Source organism: Streptomyces griseoluteus (genome assembly GCF_004784465.1).
GTDB classification, from domain to species: domain Bacteria; phylum Actinomycetota; class Actinomycetes; order Streptomycetales; family Streptomycetaceae; genus Streptomyces; species Streptomyces griseoluteus.
Genome location: NZ_SRRU01000007.1, coordinates 180,539 through 203,275, shown reverse-complemented (window position 1 = coordinate 203,275; position 22,737 = coordinate 180,539). Strand labels below are relative to the sequence as shown.

Annotated in this window: 22 protein-coding genes; 6 read left to right on the top strand and 16 right to left on the bottom strand. The window is 73.6% G+C overall.

Annotated features, from left to right (window positions below; translation table 11 throughout):
- Positions 1-28: 28 nt before the first annotated feature.
- The 7 genes from pheT to infC all read right to left on the bottom strand — a co-directional run bounded on the left by pheT (position 29) and on the right by infC (position 7,474).
- Positions 29-2,542 (bottom strand): phenylalanine--tRNA ligase subunit beta, encoded by a 2,514-nt coding sequence (pheT, locus tag E5082_RS20355; RefSeq protein WP_135792676.1) that lies wholly within the window; start codon positions 2,540-2,542, stop codon positions 29-31.
- Positions 2,542-3,663, bottom strand: a complete 1,122-nt coding sequence (pheS, locus tag E5082_RS20350) for a phenylalanine--tRNA ligase subunit alpha (protein ID WP_135792675.1) — start codon at positions 3,661-3,663, stop codon at positions 2,542-2,544. Before pheS ends, pheT begins: the two co-directional genes overlap by 1 nt.
- A gap of 136 nt (positions 3,664-3,799) precedes the next feature.
- Complete coding sequence (locus E5082_RS20345) at positions 3,800-4,915, bottom strand: sensor histidine kinase (RefSeq protein WP_135792674.1); 1,116 nt, start codon at positions 4,913-4,915, stop codon at positions 3,800-3,802.
- A 51-nt stretch (positions 4,916-4,966) separates the two neighbouring features.
- Positions 4,967-5,827, bottom strand: coding sequence for a TrmH family RNA methyltransferase (locus tag E5082_RS20340; protein ID WP_135792673.1), 861 nt, complete (start codon positions 5,825-5,827; stop codon positions 4,967-4,969).
- A 187-nt stretch (positions 5,828-6,014) separates the two neighbouring features.
- Positions 6,015-6,398, bottom strand: coding sequence for a 50S ribosomal protein L20 (rplT, locus tag E5082_RS20335; protein ID WP_030812835.1), 384 nt, complete (start codon positions 6,396-6,398; stop codon positions 6,015-6,017).
- A gap of 105 nt (positions 6,399-6,503) precedes the next feature.
- Positions 6,504-6,698: a 50S ribosomal protein L35 gene (gene rpmI / locus E5082_RS20330; RefSeq protein ID WP_018549118.1), complete on the bottom strand. Its 195-nt coding sequence runs from the start codon at positions 6,696-6,698 to the stop codon at positions 6,504-6,506.
- Positions 6,699-6,811: 113 nt separating this feature from the next.
- Positions 6,812-7,474: a translation initiation factor IF-3 gene (gene infC, locus E5082_RS20325; RefSeq protein WP_086691928.1), complete on the bottom strand. Its 663-nt coding sequence runs from the start codon at positions 7,472-7,474 to the stop codon at positions 6,812-6,814.
- A gap of 411 nt (positions 7,475-7,885) precedes the next feature.
- On the opposite strand from infC, the gene E5082_RS20320 reads away from it, so the two are divergent.
- Entirely contained in the window at positions 7,886-8,242 is a 357-nt protein-coding gene (locus tag E5082_RS20320; RefSeq protein ID WP_030812829.1) for a DUF1844 domain-containing protein, read from the top strand.
- A 3-nt stretch (positions 8,243-8,245) separates the two neighbouring features.
- Here the strand turns inward: E5082_RS20320 and E5082_RS20315 are convergent, their stop codons facing one another.
- The gene (locus tag E5082_RS20315) at positions 8,246-8,977 is read right to left on the bottom strand and encodes an SseB family protein (RefSeq protein ID WP_135792672.1); all 732 of its coding nucleotides are present in this window, start codon (positions 8,975-8,977) and stop codon (positions 8,246-8,248) included.
- 51 nt (positions 8,978-9,028) lie between these two features.
- On the opposite strand from E5082_RS20315, the gene E5082_RS20310 reads away from it, so the two are divergent.
- On the top strand, positions 9,029-9,718 hold the full coding sequence (locus E5082_RS20310; RefSeq protein ID WP_135792671.1) for a serine hydrolase: 690 nt from the start codon (positions 9,029-9,031) through the stop codon (positions 9,716-9,718).
- On the opposite strand, the gene mycP is transcribed toward E5082_RS20310, so the two are convergent.
- Both mycP and E5082_RS20300 read right to left on the bottom strand, forming a co-directional pair.
- On the bottom strand, positions 9,719-10,888 hold the full coding sequence (mycP, locus tag E5082_RS20305) for a type VII secretion-associated serine protease mycosin (RefSeq protein WP_135792670.1): 1,170 nt from the start codon (positions 10,886-10,888) through the stop codon (positions 9,719-9,721).
- The gene (locus E5082_RS20300) at positions 10,885-12,069 is read right to left on the bottom strand and encodes a hypothetical protein (RefSeq protein ID WP_229918945.1); all 1,185 of its coding nucleotides are present in this window, start codon (positions 12,067-12,069) and stop codon (positions 10,885-10,887) included. Before E5082_RS20300 ends, mycP begins: the two co-directional genes overlap by 4 nt.
- A gap of 273 nt (positions 12,070-12,342) precedes the next feature.
- Between E5082_RS20300 and E5082_RS20295 the strand changes: the two genes are divergently transcribed.
- Positions 12,343-13,545, top strand: a complete 1,203-nt coding sequence (locus tag E5082_RS20295; protein WP_135792669.1) for an amino acid deaminase/aldolase — start codon at positions 12,343-12,345, stop codon at positions 13,543-13,545.
- Between the two features lie 7 nt (positions 13,546-13,552).
- Here the strand turns inward: E5082_RS20295 and E5082_RS20290 are convergent, their stop codons facing one another.
- The 4 genes from E5082_RS20290 to E5082_RS20275 form a co-directional block, all read right to left on the bottom strand.
- On the bottom strand, positions 13,553-14,791 hold the full coding sequence (locus tag E5082_RS20290) for an HAD family hydrolase (RefSeq protein WP_135792668.1): 1,239 nt from the start codon (positions 14,789-14,791) through the stop codon (positions 13,553-13,555).
- A gap of 50 nt (positions 14,792-14,841) precedes the next feature.
- Complete coding sequence (locus E5082_RS20285; protein WP_135792667.1) at positions 14,842-15,630, bottom strand: 3-oxoacyl-ACP reductase; 789 nt, start codon at positions 15,628-15,630, stop codon at positions 14,842-14,844.
- Positions 15,631-17,001, bottom strand: coding sequence for an aldehyde dehydrogenase family protein (locus E5082_RS20280; protein WP_135792666.1), 1,371 nt, complete (start codon positions 16,999-17,001; stop codon positions 15,631-15,633). It abuts the gene before it with no gap.
- A gap of 69 nt (positions 17,002-17,070) precedes the next feature.
- On the bottom strand, positions 17,071-18,429 hold the full coding sequence (locus tag E5082_RS20275) for a glutamine synthetase family protein (RefSeq protein ID WP_135792665.1): 1,359 nt from the start codon (positions 18,427-18,429) through the stop codon (positions 17,071-17,073).
- 91 nt (positions 18,430-18,520) lie between these two features.
- On the opposite strand from E5082_RS20275, the gene E5082_RS20270 reads away from it, so the two are divergent.
- Positions 18,521-19,258, top strand: a complete 738-nt coding sequence (locus tag E5082_RS20270) for a FadR/GntR family transcriptional regulator (protein ID WP_135792664.1) — start codon at positions 18,521-18,523, stop codon at positions 19,256-19,258.
- A gap of 43 nt (positions 19,259-19,301) precedes the next feature.
- On the top strand, positions 19,302-20,000 hold the full coding sequence (locus E5082_RS20265; protein WP_135792857.1) for a gamma-glutamyl-gamma-aminobutyrate hydrolase family protein: 699 nt from the start codon (positions 19,302-19,304) through the stop codon (positions 19,998-20,000).
- Here E5082_RS20265 and E5082_RS20260 read toward each other — a convergent pair.
- Positions 19,997-20,911, bottom strand: a complete 915-nt coding sequence (locus E5082_RS20260; RefSeq protein WP_135792663.1) for a LysR family transcriptional regulator — start codon at positions 20,909-20,911, stop codon at positions 19,997-19,999. The genes E5082_RS20265 and E5082_RS20260 overlap by 4 nt on opposite strands.
- Before the next feature lie 70 nt (positions 20,912-20,981).
- On the opposite strand from E5082_RS20260, the gene E5082_RS20255 reads away from it, so the two are divergent.
- Positions 20,982-22,103 (top strand): TDT family transporter, encoded by a 1,122-nt coding sequence (locus tag E5082_RS20255; protein ID WP_135792662.1) that lies wholly within the window; start codon positions 20,982-20,984, stop codon positions 22,101-22,103.
- Here the strand turns inward: E5082_RS20255 and E5082_RS20250 are convergent.
- Positions 22,015-22,734: a helical backbone metal receptor gene (locus E5082_RS20250; protein ID WP_135792661.1), complete on the bottom strand. Its 720-nt coding sequence runs from the start codon at positions 22,732-22,734 to the stop codon at positions 22,015-22,017. The two genes, E5082_RS20255 and E5082_RS20250, sit on opposite strands and share 89 nt — an antisense overlap.
- Positions 22,735-22,737: the final 3 nt, after the last annotated feature.

Below are 22,737 nucleotides of genomic sequence, written 5' to 3'. Positions count from 1 at the left end.
GGCCGGTGCCTTCGGCTTCTCGCAGGGGTCAGCCGCGCAGCTCCGCGCCCGTGCGCTCGTTCGCCACGGCGATCGCGGCGTCGCGCGCGGCGGACGCCTCGTCCACGGTCAGCGTGCGGTCGGCGGCCCGGAAGCGCAGCGCGTACGCCAGGGACTTGCGGCCCTCGCCGAGCTGCTCCGGGTTCTCGTACACGTCGAACAGCCGGATGGACTCCAGCAGCTCCCCCGCGCCCTCGCGCAGCGCGGCCTCCACGTCGGCGGCCGGCACCGGCTTGTCGACGACCAGCGCGACGTCCTGCGTGGCGACCGGGAAGGTGGAGATGGCGGGCGCCTGCGGGGTGTCGTCGCCGGCCTCCTCCAGGGCGTCCAGGTCGACCTCCATCGCGCAGGTGCGCTCGGGCAGGCCGAGGGCCTTGAGCACGCGCGGGTGGAGTTCGCCCGCATGGCCGACGACGCGCTCGGTGCCGTCCACCACGACCGCCAGCTCGGCGCAGCGGCCGGGGTGCCAGGGGCCGTACTGGGCCTTGCGCACGACCAGCTCGGCACCGGTCTCGCGGGCGACGGTCCGGGCGGCCTCGACGGCGTCCGCCCAGTCGGCCGGGCGGCCCTTGCCCCACCAGCCGGCCTGCTCGCGGGCGCCGGTGAGGACGACGGCCACATGGCGCGGCTGCTCGGGCAGCGTGGCGTCCAGGCGGGCGATCTCCTCGTCGGTGGGCCGGCGGTCGACCGGCAGGTGCCCGGCGACAGCGGCGGCCTCGCGCGGCAGGAAGACCAGGCCGGTCTCGAACAGCGCCAGGTCGTGCGAGCCCCGGCCGTCGTTGCGGCGCAGCGCGCCCAGCAGGCCGGGCAGCAGCGTGGTGCGGAGCGCGGGCTCCTCGTCGTTGAGCGGGTTGGCCAGCTTCACCACGCGGCGGGCCGGGTCACCGGCGTCCAGACCGAGCTGGTCGAAGACCTGCTCGGAGACGAACGGGTAGTTCGGCGCCTCGACGTAGCCCGCGCCGGCCAGGGCGCGGCCGATCCGGCGGTGCAGCCGCTGGCGGTGGGTCAGGCCGCGGCCGGAGCGGGGCCTGGGCAGCGTGGAGGGCAGGTTCTCGTAGCCCTCCAGCCGGATGACCTCCTCCGCGAGGTCGTTGGGCTCGATGAGGTCGGGCCGCCAGGACGGGACGGTGACGATCAGCTCGTCCTGCCCGTACACGTCGCAGCCGATCTCCTGGAGACGGCGGACGACGGTCTCGCGGCCGTAGGTGACGCCCGCGACCTTGTCCGGGTGGTCGGCCGGGATGGCGATCGTGCGCGGCGCGGACGGCGCGACGATCTCGGTGACGCCGGCCTCGGCGGTGCCGCCCGCGAGCAGGACCAGCAGGTCCACGGTGCGCTGCGCGGCAGCGGCGGCGGCCTCGGGGTCGACACCGCGCTCGTAGCGGCGGGACGCCTCGGTGGACAGCTTGTGCCGGCGGGCCGTACGCGCGACGGAGACGGCGTCGAAGTGAGCCGCTTCCACCACGACGTCCGAGGTGGAGCGCTCGGTGTCGTCGTGGTCGGCGATCTCCGTGTTCGCGCCGCCCATGACCCCGGCCAGGCCGATGGGGCCGCGCTCGTCGGTGATGACGAGGTCCTCGGCGTGCAGCGTGCGCTCGACCCCGTCGAGGGTGCGCAGCTTCTCGCCCTCCTCGGCGCGGCGGACCCCGATGGCGCCCTGGACCGAGGTGCGGTCGTAGGCGTGCAGGGGCTGGCCCAGCTCCATCATCACGTAGTTGGTGACGTCCACGGCCAGCGAGACCGGGCGCATGCCGACCTTCTGCAGGCGGCGGCGCAGCCAGATCGGGGACCGCGCCTCGGGGCTCAGACCGGTGACGGTGCGGGCGGTGAAGCGGTCGCAGCCCATCGGGTCGGAGACCTTCACCGGGTAGCCGTAGGCGTTCGGCGCGGGCACGTCGATCAGGGCCGGGTCGCGCAGCGGCAGGCCGTAGGCGATGGCGGTCTCGCGGGCGACGCCGCGGATGGACAGGCAGTCGCCGCGGTTGGCGGTGACGGCGATGTCCAGCACCTCGTCGACCAGCTCGAGCAGCTCGATGGCGTCCTTGCCGACCTCGGTCTCCGGCGGCAGCACGATGATGCCGTGGGTGCCGTCGTCGCCCATGCCCAGCTCGTCGGTGGAGCAGATCATGCCGTGCGAGGTCTTGCCGTACGTCTTGCGCGCGGCGATGGCGAAGTCGCCGGGCAGCACCGCGCCGGGCAGGACCACGACGACCTTGTCGCCGACCGCGAAGTTGCGGGCACCGCAGACGATCTCCTGCGGCTCACCGGTGCCGTTGGCGGTGCCGACGTCGACCGTGCAGAAGCGGATCGGCTTCTTGAAGCCCTCCAGCTCCTCGATGGTCAGCACCTGGCCGACGACGAGGGGACCCTTCAGGCCGGCGCCGAGCTGCTCGACGGTCTCGACCTCGAGGCCGGAGTCGATGAGCTTGGCCTGTACGTCACGGCCGGTCTCGGACTCCGGCAGGTCGACGTACTCCCGCAGCCAGGAAAGCGGGACACGCATCAGATCTCCATCCCGAACGGCCGGGTGAATCGGACGTCACCCTCGACCATGTCTCGCATGTCTTCGACGTTGTGGCGGAACATCAGCATCCGCTCGATGCCGAAACCGAAGGCGAACCCGCTGTACTTCTCCGGGTCGACACCACAGGCGGTCAGCACCTTGGGGTTGACCATGCCGCAGCCGCCCAGCTCGATCCAGCCCTCGCTGGAGCAGGTGCGGCAGGGCCGGTCGGGATTGCCGACGGAGGCGCCGCGGCAGACGTAGCACACCATGTCCATCTCGGCGGACGGCTCGGTGAACGGGAAGAAGTTCGGCCGCAGCCGGGTCTTCATGTCCGGGCCGAACAGCGACTGGACCATGTGGTCCAGGGTGCCCTTGAGGTCGGCCATGGTCAGGCCCTCGTCGACGGCGAGCAGCTCGACCTGGTGGAAGACCGGGGTGTGCGTGGCGTCCAGCTCGTCCGTGCGGTATACGCGGCCGGGACAGATCACGTAGACCGGCAGCTCGCGCTCCAGCAGGGAGCGGATCTGCACGGGCGAGGTGTGGGTGCGGAGCACGACGCCGGACTCGGTGCCGCCCTGCTCGCCGCGGACGAAGAAGGTGTCGGCCTCGCCGCGCGCCGGGTGGTCGGGGCCGATGTTGAGCGCGTCGAAGTTGAACCACTCGGCCTCGGCCTCGGGGCCCTCGGCGACCTCGTAGCCCATGGCCACGAAGATGTCCTCGATGCGCTCGGAGAGCGTGGTCAGCGGGTGCCGGGCACCGGCGGGGACGCGGTCGTACGGCAGGGTGACGTCGACGTCCTCCTCGACCAGCACCCGCGCGTCGCGCTCGGCCTCCAGCTCCGCCTGGCGGGCCGCCAGCGCCTTGTTGACGGCGCCGCGGGCCATGCCGACCCGCTTGCCGGCGTCGGCCTTGGCGTGCGGGGGCAGGGCGCCGATCTCGCGGTTGGCGAGGGACAGCGGGGAGGCCGGGCCGGTGTGGGCGACCTTGGCCTCGTGGAGTGCCTCGAGGGAGTCCGCGGCACGGAAGGCGGCGAGCGCCTCGTCCCGCATACGCTCGATCTCTTCCGGTTTCAACGCCTCGACCTCGACAGGGTCGTACGACTTATTCGGTGCCGACATCTCTTCCCGTGCTTCCGATTGGGTGGCTGGTGGTCCCGTCACCGCCCGAGGGGGTCCCGGCGGGCCGCGTGCGGACACAAAGGTGCCAGGGGCCGAGTCTAACGGGGACGGGCTGGGCGAATGGCCCGCGGGCGGCTCAGGCCAGGTAGGCCGGGGCGCTCACGGGCAACGTAAATCGGAACCGCGCGCCGCCACCGGGGGCGCGGCCGACGGTGATGGTGCCGCCGTGGGCCTCGACGATGCCTTTGACGATGTAGAGCCCGAGGCCGGTGCCGCCGCGCTTGCTGCCCCGCCAGAAGCGGGTGAAGACGCGGTTCATGGACTCCTCCGGGATGCCGGGCCCCTCGTCGCTCACCGTGACCGACGTGGCTGTCTCCTCGCCCTCGCGCGGGGACGGGGCGGGCGTGACATCGATTGTGACGGTTCCGTCGCCGTGGCGCACCGCGTTTTCCAGCAGGTTGCTGAGCACCTGGTCGACCTTGTCGGGGTCGGCCCACAGGGCGGGCAGCGGGTGCTCGACGCGGAGCAGGAAGCGGTCGGCGGCCTGGCCGGCGGCGACATGGGCCTGGATGTGCCGGCCGACGGCGGCCGCGATGTCGACGGGCTGGCGGCGCACCTCCAGCCGGCCGCTGTCGATGCGGGAGATGTCGAGGAGTTCGGCGATGAGCCGGGTGACCCGGTCGGCGTCGGCGTCGACGGTCTCCAGCATCAGCCGCTTCTGCTCGTCGGTGAACCGCTCCCACTTGGCCAGCAGGGTGGCGGTGAAGCCCTTGACGGAGGTCAGCGGGGAACGCAGCTCGTGCGCGACGGTGGCGATCAGCTCGGCGTGGCTGCGCTCGGTGCGGCGCCGGGCGTCGGTGTCCCGGAGGGTGACGACCAGGCGGCGCAGCGGGCCGAGAGGCTCGTCGCGTACGTAGCGGGCGGCGACCAGGACCTCGCGGCCGCCGGGCAGCAGCAGGTTCCGCTCGGGCTGGCGGACCCGGATGGCGAGGCCGCCGTAGGGGTCGGTGAGCTGCCACCAGCGCCGGCCCTCGAGGTCCTCCAGCGGCAGCGCCTTCTCCAGCGGCCGGCCGAGGGCGTCGGCGGGGCTGACGGCGGTGATCCGGGCGGCGGCGGCGTTGAACCGTACGACCCGGCCGTGCTCGTCGGCGACGACGAGCCCGTCGGGGAGCTGGTCGGGGTCGATCACGTCGGCGGGAAACGCGCGCGCGTCCCGCCCGTCCGGCGCCGCACTCGTGCCGACCACACTCATCCCCGTACCCCACCTCTCAGCCTGCGCAGGGCCCCCGAGTGGGTCACCCTACTAGCTCCGGGTGACGGAACGGCAGCCTCCGGGAGCGCGCTGTGCGCGCGCCGACGCGTAGAGGCATACGGCGGCGGCGGTCGCCAGGTTCAGGCTCTCGGCCTTGCCGTGGATGGGAACGCTGACGACGGCGTCGGCGAGGGCGCGGGTCTCCTCGGGCAGTCCCCACGCCTCGTTGCCGAACACCCAGGCGGTGGGGTCGCCCATGGCGCCCTTGTCCAGCTCCTCGTCGAGGTCGCGGTCCCCGGCGCCGTCGGCCGCGAGGATGCGCACCCCGGCGTCCTTGAGCCCCTGTACGGCCTGTTCCACGGGGACGCCCATGGCGACGGGCAGGTGGAAGAGGGAGCCGACGGAGGCGCGTACGGCCTTGGGGTTGTACAGGTCCACGGAGGCGTCGGTGAGGATCACCGCGTCGGCACCGGCGGCATCCGCGCAGCGCAGGACCGTGCCCGCGTTGCCGGGATCGCGGACGTGCGCGAGGACTGCGACCAGTTTGGGCCGGGCGGCGAGGATGTCCTCGAACGGGGTGTCCAGGAACCGGCAGACGCCGACGACACCCTGCGGGGTGACGGTGGTGGAGATGTCGGCGATGACGTCCTCGTCGGCGAGGTGCACCCGCGCGCCCGCGGCACGTGCCCCGGCGATGATGTCGGCGTACCGCTCCGCGGCCTCGACGGTGGCGAACAGCTCCACCAGCGTGGACCCTCCGTCCACCCGGTGCCCCGCGGCCTCCCGCACGGCCTGCGGCCCCTCCGCGAGGAACAGCCGCTCCTTCCCCCGGAAATTCCGCCTCCCCAGCCGCCGCGCGGCACTCACCCGCGCGGAACGAGGAGAGATCAACTCAGGGTTGCCGGAGCCCATGTTCCTAATCACCTTCGACCGAGATCCCAACGGTAAGCGGGGTTTTCACAGGGGCGCGGGGAACTGCGCGACCAGCCACCACGGAGCCGCACCCGAGAACACACGCACCGCCCGCCCCAACAGCAGGACCCGCAAGCAAAATAGCCTGCGGGTCCTGAAGAACAACCGGCTCAAGGCCAGCGCAGCGTCACGCGGCCTTCGGCGCGTTCACGTCGGCCGGGAGCGCCTTCTGGGCGACCTCGACGAGCGCCGCGAACGCGGTGCCGTCGTTGACGGCCAGCTCGGCCAGGATCTTGCGGTCGACCTCGATGTTCGCGGCCTTCAGACCCTGGATGAAGCGGTTGTAGGTGATGCCGTTGGCGCGGGCAGCGGCGTTGATCCGCTGGATCCAGAGCTGACGGAAGTCACCCTTGCGCTTCTTGCGGTCGTTGTAGTTGTAGACCAGCGAGTGGGTGACCTGCTCCTTGGCCTTGCGGTACAGGCGCGAGCGCTGACCACGGTAGCCGGAAGCCTGCTCGAGGATCGCCCGGCGCTTCTTGTGGGCGTTGACTGCCCGCTTGACGCGTGCCACTTGTTAACTCCTTGTAGCGGGGCCGGTGAGTGGACTCGGACTCACACGACCCGAAAACGATTGGGTCCCGGTGTCGGCGTACGGCGCGCTAGAGGCGCCGCGACGTCACTTGCCGAGAAGCTTCTTGATCTTCGCGGCGTCGCCCGGAGCCATCTCGGCGGTGCCGGTGAGGCGGCGCGTCACGCGGGACGACTTGTGCTCGAGCAGGTGGCGCTTGCCGGCGCGCTCACGGAGCACCTTGCCGGAGCCGGTGACCTTGAAGCGCTTGCTGGCACCGCTGTGCGACTTGTTCTTCGGCATAGCGCCGTTATCTCCTCGTCGGTGGCGCTCCGGTGCCCGGTCGTGAAACCGGGCACGGTGGAGCGTCGCTCTCTTATCGGTTGGTTCCGTCGGGACTTTTCGGTCCCTCGGGATCACGCCTCGGCGGGAGCCTCGGCAGGGGCCTCGACGTCCACGTCCTCGGCGGTCTCGGCGTCCGCGGCGTTCTGCGAGCGGCCGGGGTTGGCCTTCGCGTCGGCCTTGCGGGCCTCCTGCGCCTGGCGGGCCTCGGCCATCGCCTCGGTCTTCTTCTTGTGCGGACCGAGGACCATGATCATGTTTCGGCCGTCCTGCTTCGGGTTCGACTCGACGAACCCGAGGTCCTGGACGTCCTCCGCGAGACGCTGCAGCAGTCGGTAGCCCAGCTCGGGGCGGGACTGCTCACGGCCACGGAACATGATCGTGATCTTGACCTTGTCGCCCTGCTTGAGGAACCGGACGACGTGACCCTTCTTGGTGTCGTAGTCGTGCGGGTCGATCTTCGGCCGGAGCTTCATCTCCTTGATGACCGTGTGCGCCTGGTTCTTGCGCGCCTCACGGGCCTTCATGGCCGACTCGTACTTGAACTTCCCGTAGTCCATGAGCTTGCACACGGGCGGACGGGCGTTCGCCGCGACCTCGACCAGGTCCAGGTCGTACTCCTGCGCAAGCTCCAGTGCCTTGGCCAGCGGGACGATGCCCACCTGCTCGCCACTGGGACCGACAAGTCGCACCTCGGGAACGCGAATCCGGTCGTTGATGCGGGGCTCGGCGCTGATGGATCCTCCTCGGTAGCACCACGCGACGGTCTGGCGGACAGCCGCGTAACGTCTGTATCAGTAAGACCTAACCGCGCCGAAGCACAAAAAATGCCCCGGACGATCACATGCGGGGCTCCTCGAACTACCGGAACACCGCCGCGATGGCCGCGGGGCGCGCTCTCGGACGGTGTCCGCCGCCTGGGCGACGAATCCGTCTGACCGGTGACCCGCCGCCCGTGAGGGTGGTCGGGTGGGAGCTCGAAGCCTCCACTTGTGGGCCGGAGTGCTCGCCGCGTGGGCGTACTCGTCCGGCCGGTCGTTACACCAGGTTAGCAGGAGCGGCGCGCGGCAGCCAATCTCGTGTCTCCCGGCCGTGCGGGCCGGGGTCCGGTCGGGAGGTGCCGGGGACCGGCGCCTATCGTGTGGGGTATGAGTGAGACCTCCCCTGAGACGCCCGACTTCGACGCCATGACCCGCGACATCGCCGAGGTCCCCGCCGTCGAGGTGATCGTGACGGTCGCCGTCAACCTGATGAGCGCGGCCGCCGTGAAGCTCGGGCTGAGCGAGGAGGGCGAGAAGTACAAGGACCTGGACGAGGCCCGCAAGCTGATCAGCGCCCTCGCCGGCCTGCTGGACGCGAGCACGACCGAGATCAGCTCCTTCCACGCCGCCCCGCTGCGCGACGGCCTGAAGTCGCTCCAGCTCGCCTTCCGCGAGGCGTCCCTCGTCCCGGACGAGCCGGGCCAGGGCCCCGGTGAGAAGTACACCGGGGCGGTCTACGGCTAGTCGTCAGTCACGCGCGAACAGGGGCTCGCCCGGAGGGGTGGTTCCGGCCGGCAGGAGTGCCAGGTCGAGGCCGCGCACCAGGCGGGCCCTCAGCGTTTCGTCGGCGGCCAGCCGCTCGGCGACCGCGCGGGCGGCCTGCGCGGGCGGCACGGCCGGGTCCAGGACGAGCGCCAGGGTGCCGTCGGCCTCGCCGGGGCCCAGGTGCGCGGAGCGCACGGCGGGCTCGGCGGCGACGGCCGCGCGGACGGCGGCCACCACGGCGGGGTCGGTCAGCGGGTCCACGCTGGTACGGCCCTCGGCCAGCGCGAGCAGCGCGGGACCGGTCAGCTCGAACGGCACCGGCCCGGCGAGGTCCAGCACGACCGTGTCGGCCTTCTCGTGGGCGGCGGCCTGGAGCGCCTGGTGCAGCGGTACGGCGACCGGCCGGGCGGCGGGGTCCCAGCGGGCCAGTGACGCGGTGGAGGTGAAGGCGGGCAGCGCGGTGCGCCCGGCGGCCTTCAGCGTGGGAACGGCCATGTCGCTGGTCTTCTCCCGGCGCAGCCCGTTCTCGTCCACCTCGGCCTCACCGAGCACGGCGACGACGGGCACGAGCAGCCGGGCACCCTTGAGAGCCTCCAGCACCGGCCCGAGCGCCGCCCGGTCCTCGGCCCAGGCCGCGAGCGCGGCACTCAGCCGGGGATCGGCGGAGCCGTCGTCGTCGGAGAACCCGGAGTCGGGAATGTTCTTGTTCACCACGCTCCCGACCCTATCGGGAGCGGTACGGGACCGAGCCGACGGGAGGCGTCGATGCGAGCGCTGCGGGTGGCGGTGCCCGAGGGAGCCCGGCTGTCGGCGGGCGTGCTCGATCCGGATTCCGGTCGGAGCGCGGTGTACGGCGGCGGCTCCTTCGACGCGGCGAGCGTGGTCAAGGTCGGCATCCTGGCCGCGCTGCTGCTCGGCGCCCAGGACGCGGACCGGGACCTCACGGGAGCGGAGCGGGAGCGGGCCGCGCGGATGATCGGCCGGAGCGACAACGACTGCGCGACCGAGATGTGGCACGGGATCGGCGGCGCCCCCGGCCTGGACGCGGCCCACCGCCGCCTCGGCCTCACCGCGACGGTGGGCGGCACGAACGGCTACTGGGGCCTGACCCGCACCACGGCACGGGACCAACTGACCCTGCTTCGGCACGTGTTCGCCCCCTCCCCCGTACTGACCCCGGCCTCGCGCGCCTGTCTGGCCACCCTGATGGCCTCCGTGGTGCCCGGCCAGCGATGGGGTGTCTCGGCGGTGGGCCCCGGCGCGCTGAAGAACGGCTGGTTCCCGCGCGACGCGACCGGGCGCTGGGTGGTGCACAGCGTCGGCCGGGCGTCGGGCGCCCATGGCGACCGTCTGCTGGCGGTCCTCACCGAGGGCACGTCGAGCCGGGCGGAGGGCATCGCCCTGGTGGAGTCGGCGGCGCGGGCGGCGGTACGGGCCTTCGCCGACCCGGCGTGATCAGTCGGGGGTGCCCGGCCTGCGGCCGCGCCGGATCACCACGGCCGCCGCGATCAGGAGCGCGGTGCCCGTGGCGCCCGCCGCCCAGGCTGCCCAGCCGGTGCCGGAGGAGGCGGAACCGGAGGTGTCCGGGCCCGGGCCGAAGTACTTCCTGGCGTAGGTGGCGGGGTGGAGGGTGTCCGGCTGGAGGGTCGTGGCGGCCTTGAGGGCGGCGGCCGGATCGATCATGCCGAAGCCTCGGGAGTCGTCGCGGCCGCCCGTGGGGGCGTCCCGCGCGGTGTCCTCCAGCACCTTCTTGACCTGGGCCGGAGTGAGCTTCGGGCGGTCGGCCTTGAGCAGGGCCGCCGCGCCGGAGACGAAGGCGGAGGCGGCCGAGGTGCCCCAGCCCTCGTAGTACCGGTGGTCGGGGTCGGCGATGACGACGTCCACACCGGGCGCGCTGACGGCGGCGTACCAGCGGCGAGTGGAGAAGGAGGCGCGGGTGCCGTAGCGGTCGACCGCGGTGACGGCGATGACGCCGGGGTAGGCGGCCGGGTAGGAGACGTGGTCGCCCTTGTCGCCGCCGTTGCCCGCCGAGGCGACCACGACGACGCCCTTGCCGAGGGCGTACTGCACGGCCTCGTCCTCGCCGGCCTCGGGGTGCGCGGAGTCGGAGTCGTCGCCGAGGGAGAGGTTGATGACGTCGGCGCCGTGGTCGGCGGCCCAGCGGATGCCGTCCGCGAGGGCGTTGCCGCGGGTGACGCGGGCCTTGGCGCGGGCGGGGTCCTTGTCCTCCAGGATGACCCGTACGGGGAGGATCTTCGCCCTGGGCGCGACGCCCATGATCCCGGCGCCGTCACCTGGCCCGTGCCCGTGACCGGCGATGATCCCGGCCATGGCGGTACCGTGCCGGGCCCAGGCGCGGTCGCCGGGCCCGGCGCCGAAGCCGACCATGTCCTTGCCGGGCAGCACGTTGCCCGCGAGGTCGGGGTGGTCGTCCTCCACACCGGTGTCGAGCACGGCGACGGTGACGCCCTGCCCCCGGGTGGTGCGCCACGCCTCGTCGAGATGGAGCGCGGACAGTGCCCACTGCTGGGCGCGGATGGAGTCGGCGTGGGCGGTGGCGGCGGGGAGCAGGGCGAGGCCGGCCGCGAGCAGCAGACTGGACGCGGTGCGGGTACGGCGCCTCATGACGGTTTCTCCGTGGCCGGGCTGACGGTCTGGCGGAGCTTGCGCTGGATACGGTCGGCGAGCCCCTGGGCCTCGTTGCCGAGACCGGCCTGCGCGGGTGCGGAGGTGGCGCCGGAGCGCACCGCGTCCGGGGCGGGCTCGGGGGTGTCGACGGTGCGGCCGTCGGCCCAGCCGGAGACGGCGAAGGCGACGATGGGCGCGTCGGTGAGGACGCTGACCGTCCAGCTCGCGCGCTGCTTCGCGCCGAACCCGGCGGCGGGGGTGCCCTTGGCGGCGTACGGCAGGGGCAGCAGGTCGGTGCGCCGGTCCAGGCGCTCGTTTCTGAAGCGGGCGGCGAGCCCGGCCATGGCTGCGGGGTCGGCCTTGGTGAACAGCAGTCCCACGGTGGTGACATGGGTCCGGGTGGCGTCGGTGTAGGTGGCGCGCAGCAGGCGGGCGCAGCCCACGGGGGCGAGGGCGCGCGCCAGCAGCGGGTCGAAGGCTCCCGCGCAGCCGGTGTCGGGGGCCACCGCGATCCGGGTCCAGCTCCGGTCGGCTCCGCCCGGTCCGGCGCCGGTGCCCTGCACGGTGGGCGGGAAGAGCTGGTCGACGGGCACGTTGTGCCAGAGCGACCCGGCCGCGGCGAAGCCGCTGTCCGCGGTGCGCTCGCCGTCCTCACCGGTGAGCCAACTCCCGGCCAGGGCACCGCCGATGAGGCCGAGCCCGAGCACGACGCAGACGGCGGCGACACCGGTGCGGCTGCGCAGCCGGGCCAGCGGGCCGAGGCCGCGCACAGGTTCCTCGTACGGCTCGGGCTGCCCGAACGCGCCCACCGGCCAGGGGGCGTTCCAGGAGAGGGCCGGGTCCGGCACGGGCGCCGGGCTCCAGGCGGGCGGGGGCGGCACCTGGGCGGCGGGCTCGGGGCCGGCCGGTACCCGCAGCCGGGCGGTGGTCTCCGTCGGCGTCACGGCCGGGGTGCGGGGCGGCGGGGCGTCGGGGAAGCGGGCGGAGGCCGGCGGGGGCGGCGGAGGCGTGGTGATCGGGGCCTCGGGGACGGGGGGCCGGGTCTCCCGGGGGCGTTCGAGGGGGCGGCGCGGGGCGAACACCGAGGGTTCTTCCTCGGTCTGGGCTTCCGTCTCGGCGGGCGCGGGGTCGTCGGTGGGGCGCGGAGGGAACGGGGCGCGGCGCGCTTCCGTGCTCATGCACCCCCCGTTTCCTGGCGACCGGGCCGACTGCTCGTACGCGGGCCGTCGTGGTCGGCGGCCGCGGCCCGTCGGACGAGTTCCGTCCGGGCACGCATACCCGTACGGCTGTACCGGCATCCCGGTTCAGCGCTGCGGCCGGGTGTTCTCCGCCGTACGTGCGCGTCACTTTACGGGTTCCGGGCGGCCGGGACGGAACCGGCCGACGCCGTCGGGGCATCTGCCCGGAACATCCCCCTACCCTCGGGTAATCGCGTCTGGCAGGCTGCCGTCATGACTGCGCGTGCCGCCGACCGGGCCCGGTACGACCGGGCCACCGCCGCCTACGAAGCCCCGCTCGCCCTCGTGGATCTGGCCGCCTTCGACGCCAACGCGGCCGACCTCGTGCGCCGGGCGAACGGCAAACCGATCCGGGTCGCCTCCAAGTCGGTCCGCTGCCGGGCCCTGCTGGAACGGGTGCTGGCGCGGGAGGGCTTCGCGGGGATCATGTCGTTCACGCTGGCCGAGTCGCTGTGGCTGGCGCGCTCCGGGTTCGACGACGTGCTGCTGGCCTACCCGTCCGCCGACCGCGCCGGGTACGCCGAGCTGGCCGCCGATCCCAAGCTGGCCGCCTCGGTCACGGTGATGGTGGACGACGTGGCCCAGCTCGACCTGATCGACGCCGCCCGCGCCGGGGGGCGTGAAGTGGTGCGGGTCTGCCTGGAGCTGGACACCTCGCTGCGGCTGTTCGGCGGCCGGGTGAGGGTGGGCGCCCGCCGCTCTTCGCTGCACTCCCCCGCCCAACTGGCAGAGTTGGCCCGGTCGGTGGCCCGGCGTCCGGGATTCCGGCTGGTGGGGATCATGGGGTACGAGGGGCATGTGGCGGGGGTGGGGGACGCGGTGGCCGGGCGTCCGGTGCGCTCGCGGGCGGTCCGGCTGATGCAGGCGGCGGCCCGGCGGGAGCTGGCGGAGCGGCGCGGGGCCGCCGTACGGGCGGTGCGGGCGGTGGCGCCGGAGCTGGAGTTCGTCAACGGCGGCGGCACGGGCAGTGTGCAGCACACCGCGGCCGAGGACGCGGTGACGGAGATCGCGGCCGGTTCGGGGCTGTACGTGCCCCGGCTGTTCGACAACTACACGTCGTTCACGGGCCGTCCGGCCGCCCTGTTCGCGTTGCCGGTGGTCCGGCGTCCCGGTGTGGGCGCGGTGACGGTGCTGGGCGGCGGCTATCCGGCGTCGGGCGCGGCCGGCCCGGACCGGCTGCCGGTGCCGTATCTGCCTCAGGGTCTGCGCTTCGACCCGCAGGAGGGCGCCGGGGAGGTGCAGACCCCGCTGCTGGGCTCGCCCGCCGACGATCTGCTGATCGGCGACAAGGTGTGGTTCCGGCACGCCAAGGCGGGCGAGCTGTGCGAGCGCTTCGACATGCTGCACCTGGTGGAGGGGGACACGGTCACCGCGACCGTGCCCACCTACCGGGGTGAGGGGCACACCTTCCTCTGACGGCCCCTCAGTACACCGTGTCCGCCTGGTCCGGCACCACGGAGCCGTCCGGGCGGAGCACCGGGGTGCGGCCGCCGTCCGGGGCGTTGTAGGCGGTGGTGGAGCAGGGGTACGGGCCGGCCTTGCGGGGCAGCGGCTCGATGAACATCGGGTTGATCACCCAGCGGCCGTCCGCGTCGTCGTAGGCCCGGCACATCAGCTCGGCCTTGTTGCGGTTGAGGACCAGGTGGGCGCCGGTGGCGTCGGAGACGAAGGTGACGTCGGTGTCCGCGTCGCCGCCGCCGAGGGCGATCCGCTTCTTCCATGGCTGCTTCTGCCAGGCGGCGGGCCCGTGGATTCCGTAGACGTCCTGGTTGATCCAGCACCGCTTGCCGTCGATGTACGGGATGACGTCGCCCTTGTTCACCCCGGTCCCGCCGCAGCCCTCGTTGCGGGTGGTGATGCGGCCTCGGTGGTCGAGGACGGAGCGGATGGCGATGGTGTGCGCGGCGTCGACGCCGACCCCGCGCGACCAGACCTCGGTGACCGGTTCGGAGCCGGCCGAGACGATGTACACCCGGAATCCGGCCCGCTTCAGGGTGCGGATGAGGTCGCGCTGCTGGTCGTAGTAGCGGACGTAGGCCGGGACGGTGTGGGTGCCCAGGGTGCGGGTGGCGCCGATCGGCGCGGCCAGCGCCTCGGTGCGGGCGGCGGCCGCGTAGGAGGAGAGCTGGGCCGGGGTGCGGCCCGCGAAGAGCTGGGGCACCCAGGCGTACTGCGGGACGGTGCGCCGGTGGTTCCAGGTGCCGGCGAAGGCGGCGGCGCCGCTCATCGTGGTGCCCTTCTCCCGGATCTCCACGATCTCGTCGGTGCACGCGGGGCGGTCGGAGGTGCGCAGGGAGCCGGTGCCGGTGCCGCAGGCGGCGGTGAGCGCCCGGTCTCCGGCGTCGGTCATCCAGGCGCTGGTGTCCTTCCAGCGGGCGGGGCGGGGCAGCGCGTCGTGGCGCAGGGCCCAGGAGAGGGTGGCGTCGGTGACGTCGTTCTTGGTGACGGTGTTGTCCCAGTCGAACGCGGCGACCGCGCCGCGGTGTCCGGAACAGGTGCCGTGGGCGTCGATGACCTGTTGCAGGCGGGCGCGGTTGTTGCCGTACCAACTGGTGCTCAACTTCGGGCACTTGGTGTCGGCGGCCGCCGCGGTGGGGGCGAGGGCGGGGGCGGCCGCGAGGGCGGCGGCCGCGGCGAGGGACCAGGCGAGTAGCTGTCGCATGGGACGGGGACCGTACACCTTTCGTCGGGAGGTGGTGGGGTACGCGCCGACTAGAGCGGGGTGACGTACGCGCCGGAGATGCCGCCGTCCACCAGGAAGTCGGTGGCGTTGACGAAGGAGGCGTCGTCGCTGGCGAGGAAGGCGACGGCGGCGGCGATCTCGTCGGCGCGCGCGAACCGGCCGAGCGGGATGTGCACCAGGCGGCGGGCGGCCCGCTCGGGGTCGGTGGCGAACAGTTCCTGGAGCAGCGGGGTGTCGACCGGGCCGGGGCACAGCGCGTTGACCCGGATGCCCTCGCGGGCGAACTGCACCCCGAGTTCGCGGGACATGGCGAGCACCCCGCCCTTGGACGCGGTGTAGGAGATCTGGGAGGTGGCCGCGCCCATGCGGGCCACGAAGGACGCGGTGTTGATGATGGAACCCCGGCCCTGGCGCCGCATGTAGGGCAGCGCGGCCTTGCAGCACAGGTAGACGGAGGTCAGGTTGACCTCCTGCACGCGCTTCCACGCCTCCAGGCCGGTGTCCAGGATGGAGTCGTCGTCGGGCGGGGAGATACCGGCGTTGTTGAAGGCGATGTCGACGCTGCCGTAGGTGTCGTGGGCGGCCCGGAACAGCGCCTCGACCTGCGCGGGGTCGGTGACGTCGGTCTTCACGAACAGTCCGCCCACCTCGTCGGCGGCGGCCTTGCCGGCGGCCTCGTCGATGTCGGCGCAGACCACGCGGGCGCCCTCGGCGGCGAGCCTGCGGACGGTGGCCAGCCCGATGCCGCTGCCGGCTCCGGTAACGACGGCGGTACGGCCGACCAGGCGGCGGCAGACGGGAGCTTCGGTCTCGGTCACTTAAGCGGGCCCCTCCGTGCTGAGGAAGACGTTCTTGGTCTCGGTGAAGGCGGTCAGGGCGTCCGGGCCGAGTTCGCGGCCGAGTCCGGACTGCTTGAAGCCGCCGAACGGGGTCCAGTAGCGGACGCTGGAGTGCGAGTTGACGGACAGGTTGCCCGCGCGGACGGCCCCGGAGACGCGCAGGGCGCGGCCGAGGTCACGGGTCCAGATGGAGCCGGAGAGCCCGTAGGGGGTGTCGTTGGCGAGCCGGATCGCGTCCCGCTCGTCGTCGAACGGCAGCAGGACGGCCACGGGGCCGAAGATCTCCTCGCGGGCGGCCGGGCTGTCGGGGGCCGCGTCGGTGAGCACGGTCGGCGGGAACCAGTGGCCGGGGCCGTCCGGGGCGGTGCCGCGCAGGGCGGGGGCGCCGTCGGGGACGTAGGAGCGGACGCGGTCGAGCTGGGTGCGGGAGATCAGCGGGCCCATCTGCGTCTTCTCGTCGGCCGGGTCGCCGACGATCACGGCGGCGAGGGCGTCCGCGAGGAAGGCGCGGGCCTCGTCGCAGACCTCGCGCTGGACCAGGACGCGGGTGCGGGCGCAGCAGTCCTGGCCGGCGTTGTCGAGGAAGGAGAAGGGGTCGAGGGCGGCCTTCAGGTCGGCGTCGGCGAAGACGATGTTGGGGCTCTTGCCGCCGAGTTCGAGGGTGACCGGCTTGAGCAGGCGGGCGCAGCGCTCCGCGACCTCGTGTCCGGTGCGGGTGGAGCCGGTGAACACGATCTTGGCGACGTCGGGGTGGTCCACCAGGGCGCGTCCGGCGGTGTGGCCGTATCCCGGCAGCACCTGGAAGAGGTGCTCGGGCAGGCCCGCCTCCAGGGCGAGTTCGGCCAGACGGAGCGCGGTGAGCGGGGTGGTCTCGGCGGGCTTGAGGACGACGGCGTTGCCCGCGGCGAGCGCCGGGAAGGAGCCCCAGGCGGCGATGGGCATCGGGAAGTTCCAGGGGGCGATGACCCCGACCACGCCGAGGGGTTCGTGGAAGGTGACGTTCCAGCCGCCGGGTGCCGGGATCTGACGGCCGGTCAGGCGTTCGGCGCCGCCCGCCGCGTAGAGCAGCAGGTCGCGGGCGTTGCCGGCCTCCCAGCGGGCGTTGGTGAGGGTGTGGCCGGCTTCGCGGACCTCCAGCAGGGCGAGTTCCTCGGTGTGCGCGTCGACGGTGTCGGCGAAGCGGCGCAGCAGCCGGGCCCGGTCGGCGGGGGCGAGGGCGGCCCAGGCGCGCTGGGCGGGGACGGCGCGGGCGACGGCGGCGGCCACGTCTTCGGCGCTCGCGGCGGGGACGGTGGCGAGGGTCTCCTCGGTGGCCGGGTTGACCACGTGGAGTTCGTGCGGGTCCGTCAAGGAGGTGTCACCTTTCACGGGCGTTCCCAGGTGTGCGCGGGTTACGGGTGTTCACTGCCGGCGGCCTGTTCACAGCCGTTCGAAGGAGCGGCGCAGTTCCCAGTCGGTGACGGCGGCGTCGAAGGCGGCCAGCTCGATGCGGGCCATGTTGGCGTAGTGGGCGACGACGTCCTCGCCGAACGCGGCCTTCGCGATCGGGCTGGTCTCCCAGAGCTGGGCGGCCTCCCGCAGGGTGGTGGGCACGTGCTCGTACTCGGCGGCGTAGGCGTTGCCCGCGCAGGGCTCGGGCAGTTCGAGCCGCTGCTCGACCCCGTACAGTCCGGCGGCGACGAGTCCGGCGACGGCGAGGTACGGGTTGACGTCACCGCCGGGCAGCCGGTTCTCGAAGCGCAGCGAGGGGCCGTGGCCGACGACGCGCAGGGCGCAGGTGCGGTTGTCGTGGCCCCAGGCGACGGCGGTGGGCGCGAAGGAGCCGGGCTGGAACCGCTTGTAGGAGTTGATGTTGGGCGCGTAAAGCAGCGAGAAGTCGCGCAGCGCGGCGAGCTGTCCGGCCAGGAAGTACCGCATCACCTCGGACATGCCGTCGCCCTCGGCCATCACACTGCGGCCGTGCTCGTCGGCGAGCGAGAGGTGGATGTGGCAGGAGTTGCCCTCCTTCTCGTTGAACTTCGCCATGAAGGTGAGCGCCATCCCCTCCTGGCTGGCAATCTCCTTGGCGCCCGTCTTGTAGACCGCGTGCTGGTCGCAGGTGCGCAGGGCCTCGGTGTAGCGGAAGGCGATCTCGTGCTGGCCGGGGTTGCACTCCCCCTTGGCCGACTCGACGGTGAGGCCCGCGCCCGCCATCTCGTTCCGCAGCCGGCGCAGCAGGGGCTCCACGCGGCCGGTGCCGAGGATGGAGTAGTCGATGTTGTATTGGTTGGCCGGGGTCAGCCCCCGGTAGCCGGTGTCCCAGGCCTGCTCGTAGCTGTCCCGGAAGACGATGAACTCCAGCTCGGTACCGGCCTGGGCGGTGTACCCCAGGCGGGCGAGCCGCTCCAGCTGGCGGCGCAGAATCTGGCGCGGGGCCGCGGTGACCGGGGCGCCGTCCTCCCAGGCGAGGTCGGCCATGAGCAGCGCGCTGCCGGGATGCCAGGGCAGGCGGCGCAGCGTGGCCGGGTCGGGGCGCATGGCGAAGTCGCCGTACCCCCGGTCCCAGGAGGACATCTCGTAGCCGTCGACGGTGTTCATCTCGGTGTCGACCGCGAGGAGGTAGTTGCAGCCCTCGGTGCCGTGGTCGAGTACCTCGTCGAGGAAGAAGCGGGCGGCGAACCGCTTGCCCTGGAGCCGCCCCTGCATGTCGGGGAAGGCCAGTACGACGGTGTCGATCTCACCGCCGGCGACCAGCGCCCGCAGTTCCTCGATGCTCAGCGGGGGTGTGCGGTCTGCCACGGGAGAGCCTCCTGGGACGTGCTGCGCGCGGTCCGGCGGGGAGCCATAAGGTATGGCGGGGAACCATTGCTTGGGAAGGGGGCGCGACCGGATGGCGGGGAATACGGGGGCGCGCGAGGGGGGCGACCGGCTGGGCGCGGTGCTGCGTCCGGTGCGGGCGGGCAACGGCTTCGAGGAGGCGCTGGAGCAGATCCTCCAGGTGGTCCGGCTCGGTCTCGTCCCCGACGGTGAACGGCTGCCCGCCGAGCGGGAGTTGGCGGAGCGGCTGGGCGTCAGCCGGGTGACGCTGCGCGAGGTGCTGCGGGTGCTGCACGACCAGGGTCTGGTGGAGTCGCGGCGCGGACGCTACGGCGGCACGTTCGTGCTGCGCCGCTCGGACGGCGCCGGCGAGGACGAGCTGCGGCGCCGCACGGCCGAGGTCGACATCGAGGACGTGCTGCGCTTCCGCGAGGTGCTGGAGGTGGGCGCGGCCGGGCTGTGCGCGGCGCACGGGCTGTCCGGGGAGGGCGTCGTGCGGCTGCGGCGGGCGCTGGACCACACACGGGACGCGCCGCTCGCGGACTACCGGCGCCGGGACACCCTGCTGCATCTGACGCTGGCCGGGCTGTGCGGCTCGCCGTCGCTGGCGGCGCAGTACGCGGCGGTCCGGGCGGGCGTCAACGACCTGCTGGACTGCATCCCGTTGCTGGTACGGAACTTGGAGCACTCCCAGCGGCAGCACACCGCGCTGGTGGAGGCGGTGCTGGACAGGGACGCGGACGCGGCGCGGGAGATCGCACGGGAGCACTGCGCGGGCACGGCGGCGCTCCTGCGGGGCTTCCTGGCCTGACCCCGGCTCTGCAAAGGTATGCGTGAGCACCTTTGGAGGGCACATGGGCGGACGGCCGCTGATCGGCGTGAGTACGTATCTGGAGGCGGGCGCCCGCTGGGGCGTCTGGGAGCTGGAGGCGGCGCTGCTCCCCGCCGCCTACCCCCGCCTGGTGAGCCGTTCCGGCGGCCTCCCCGCCCTGCTGCCGCCGGACGACCCGGCGCTGGCCCCGGAGGTGGTGGCCCGCCTGGACGGCGTGGTCGTCGCGGGCGGCCCCGACGTCGACCCCGTCCACTACGGCGCCGAACGCTCCCCCCGCTGCGGTCCGCCCGCCCCGGAGCGCGACGCCTGGGAACTCGCCCTGATCGAGGCCGCGTTGGCCGCCCACGTCCCCCTCCTCGGCATCTGCCGGGGCATGCAGCTCCTCAACGTCGCCCTCGGCGGCACGCTCGTCCAGCACCTCGACGGCCACACGGAGGCGGTCGGCGTCTTCGGCGCCCACCCCGTCCACCCGGTACCGGGCACCCTCTACGCCTCCATCCAGCCCGACGGCACCAGCGTCCCCACCTACCACCACCAGGCCATCGGCCACCTCGCCCCCGCCCTCACCCCCTCCGCCCACGCGGCCGACGGCACGATCGAGGCCGTCGAACTCCCCTCCGCCGAGGGCTGGGTACTGGGCGTCCAGTGGCACCCGGAGATGGGCACGGACGACCGGGTGATGCGGGCACTGGTCACCGCGGCGGGCGGAACCGGGTCCTAGCCGCGCGTCAGGGACAGCAGTTCCCTCGCCGGCCCCGTGGGCCGGTGTCCCGTCGGCCATACCGCCCGCAGATCCCGGCGCAGCGGGACCCCGTCCACCGAAATGCCGATCAGGCGGCGGGTGGCGAGTTCCTCGCCGACGGCGAGTTCGCTGAGGACGGCGGGGCCCGCGCCGCTGATCACGGCGGCCTTCACGGCCGTGGTGGAGGAGAGTTCGATGAGGGGGCGGGCGGGGGCGCCGAGGGCGGCGTCGAGGACCTGGCGGGTGCCGGAGCCGCGTTCGCGGAGGATGAGGGGAGTGGCGGCGAGTTCCGCCGTCGTCAGGGGGCGAGGGCGGCGGGCCCACGGGTGGGCGGGCGCGGTGACGACGGTGAGCCGGTCGTGGGCGATGACGGCCGAGTCCAGCCCGGCGGGTACGGTCAGCCCCTCCACGAAGCCGAGGTCGGCCTCGCCCGCGAGCAGGAGTTCGGCGACCTTGGCCGAGTTGCCCGCGAGCAGCGACACCGCCGTGTCCGGCCGCCCGGCGCGCAGCGCGAGCAGCCAGCCGGGCAGCAGGTACTCGGCGATGGTCATGCTGGCCGCGACCCGCAGCCGGGAGTCCCGTGTGGCCCGGAGCGCCTGCGCGCCCGCGTCGAACACCTCCGCCGCCGCCACGACCTGCCGTGCCCAGTCGGTGACCAGCGCGCCCGCGTCGGTGAGCCGGGAGCCGCGCGGAGAGCGGTCGACCAGGGCGACGCCGAGCTGCCGTTCCATGGAGCGCAGCCGGCTGCTGGCGGCGGGCTGGGTGATGCCCAGCTCGCGCGCGGCCGCGCCCAGGCTGCCCAGCCGGGCCACGGCCAGCAGCAGCTCCAGCGCGCCCAGCTCGGGCACCCGGTGCGCCAGCGAACCGCTCCTCGCCTGCTCTTCGCTCATAAGACCACCTTATGTCCCCATAGAAAGCAACTCCCTGGTCAGCGCCGACCCGGGCCAGGAAGCTGATCCCATGGTCACCGCAGCCCGCCTCCGCCACCTCGGCCCGAACTGGTACGCCGCCGTCATGGGCACGGCGATCGTCGGCTCGGCGGGCGCCGCCCTCCCCTCCCACATCCCGTGGCTCTGCGCCGCCCTGTGGACCCTCTCCCTGCTCCTGCTGCTCGTCCTCCTCGCGGCCCGCGCCCTGCACTGGACCCACCACCGCGACCAGGCCCGCCAACACCTCCTCGACCCGGCGACGGCCCCCTTCCACGGCTGCACCGCCATGGCCCTCCTCGCGGTCGGCGGCGGCGCGCTCCCGGCCGGCCGGTACTGGATCGGCACCCGAGCGGCCGTGGCGCTGGACGCCGTCCTCTTCACCGCCGGTACCGCGTTGGGACTGGCGGCGGCCGTGGCGGTGCCGTACCTGATGGTGACCCGGCACCGGCCCACCCTCGCCGACGCCACCCCCGTATGGTTGCTGCCGTTGGTCGCGCCGATGGTGTCGGCCGCGCTGGGCCCCGCCCTGGTGCCGTATCTGCCGCCCGGCCAGCCCCGCGAGACCCTGCTGCTGGGCTGTCTGGCGCTGTTCGGGCTGAGCCTGCTGGCCACACTGCTGATGCTCCCGCTGCTCCTCGCCCGCCTGCTGCTCCACGGTCCGCTGCCGCTCGCGCTGACCCCGGCCCTGTTCCTGGTCCTCGGCCCACTGGGCCAGTCGACCACCGCCACCGGCGCGATCGCGGACCTGGCGCCGGGCGTCGTCCCGGCGCCGTACGACCGGGGGCTCGCGGTGTTCGCCGTGCTGTACGGGGTGCCCGTCATGGGCTTCGCGCTGCTGTGGCTGGCGTTCGCCGCCGCGCAGCTGGTGCGGGCGCGGCGCCGGGGCATGCGGTTCGCGCCGACCTGGTGGGGGCTCACCTTCCCGGTCGGCACGTGCGTCACCGCCGCGGCCTCCCTGGCCCGGCACACCGGCCTTGCCGGGTACGCGGGGCTGGCGGTCGGCCTGTACGCCCTGCTGCTCATCGTCTGGGCCGCGGCGGCCACCGGTACCGTACGCGGCCTGCTCAGCGGGGCGCTGCTGCCAGCGCCTCCGCCAGCACGCGGGGAGCTTCGAGCAGCGAGGGTCCGTACCAGGTCAGGTGCCGTCCGCTGACGAGGGCGCAGGGCAGGCCGGGGAACGCCTCGGGGCCGTCGTCGGCGGTGAAGCGGTACGGCTCGTCGGGCAGGACGACCAGCTCGGGGGCCGCCGCGTTCAGTTCGTCCAGCGGGATGCGGGGGTAGCGCTCGGCGTGATCGGCGTAGAGGTGCCGGACCCCGAGGCGGGCCAGGACGTCGCCCGCGAAGGTGTCCCGGCCGAGCACCGTCCAGGGGCGGCGCCAGACGGGCACCACGGCGCTGACCGGCCGCCGCGAATCGGGCAGCGCGGCCCAGGCCGCCTCGGCGCGGTCCAGCCAGCCGGGCCGGCTCGTGGCGCCGCACGCCGACAGCACCCGCTCCAGCTCGGTGAACGCCTGCACCACGGTCCGTACCTCGGTGACCAGCACCTCGACGCCCGCAGCGCGCAGGGCGTCGAGGTCGGGGGCGCGGTTCTCCTCCTCGTTGGCGATCACGAGGTCGGGTTCGAGGGCGGCGATCCGCGCGGTGTCGGGGTTCTTGGTGCCGCCGATCCGCTCGACAGCGAGGTCCGCCGGGCGTTCGCACCAGTCGGTGGCCCCGACGAGAACACCGGGCAGCGTCACGGCGACCGCCTCGGTCAGCGACGGCACCAGGGAGACGACCCGCATCAG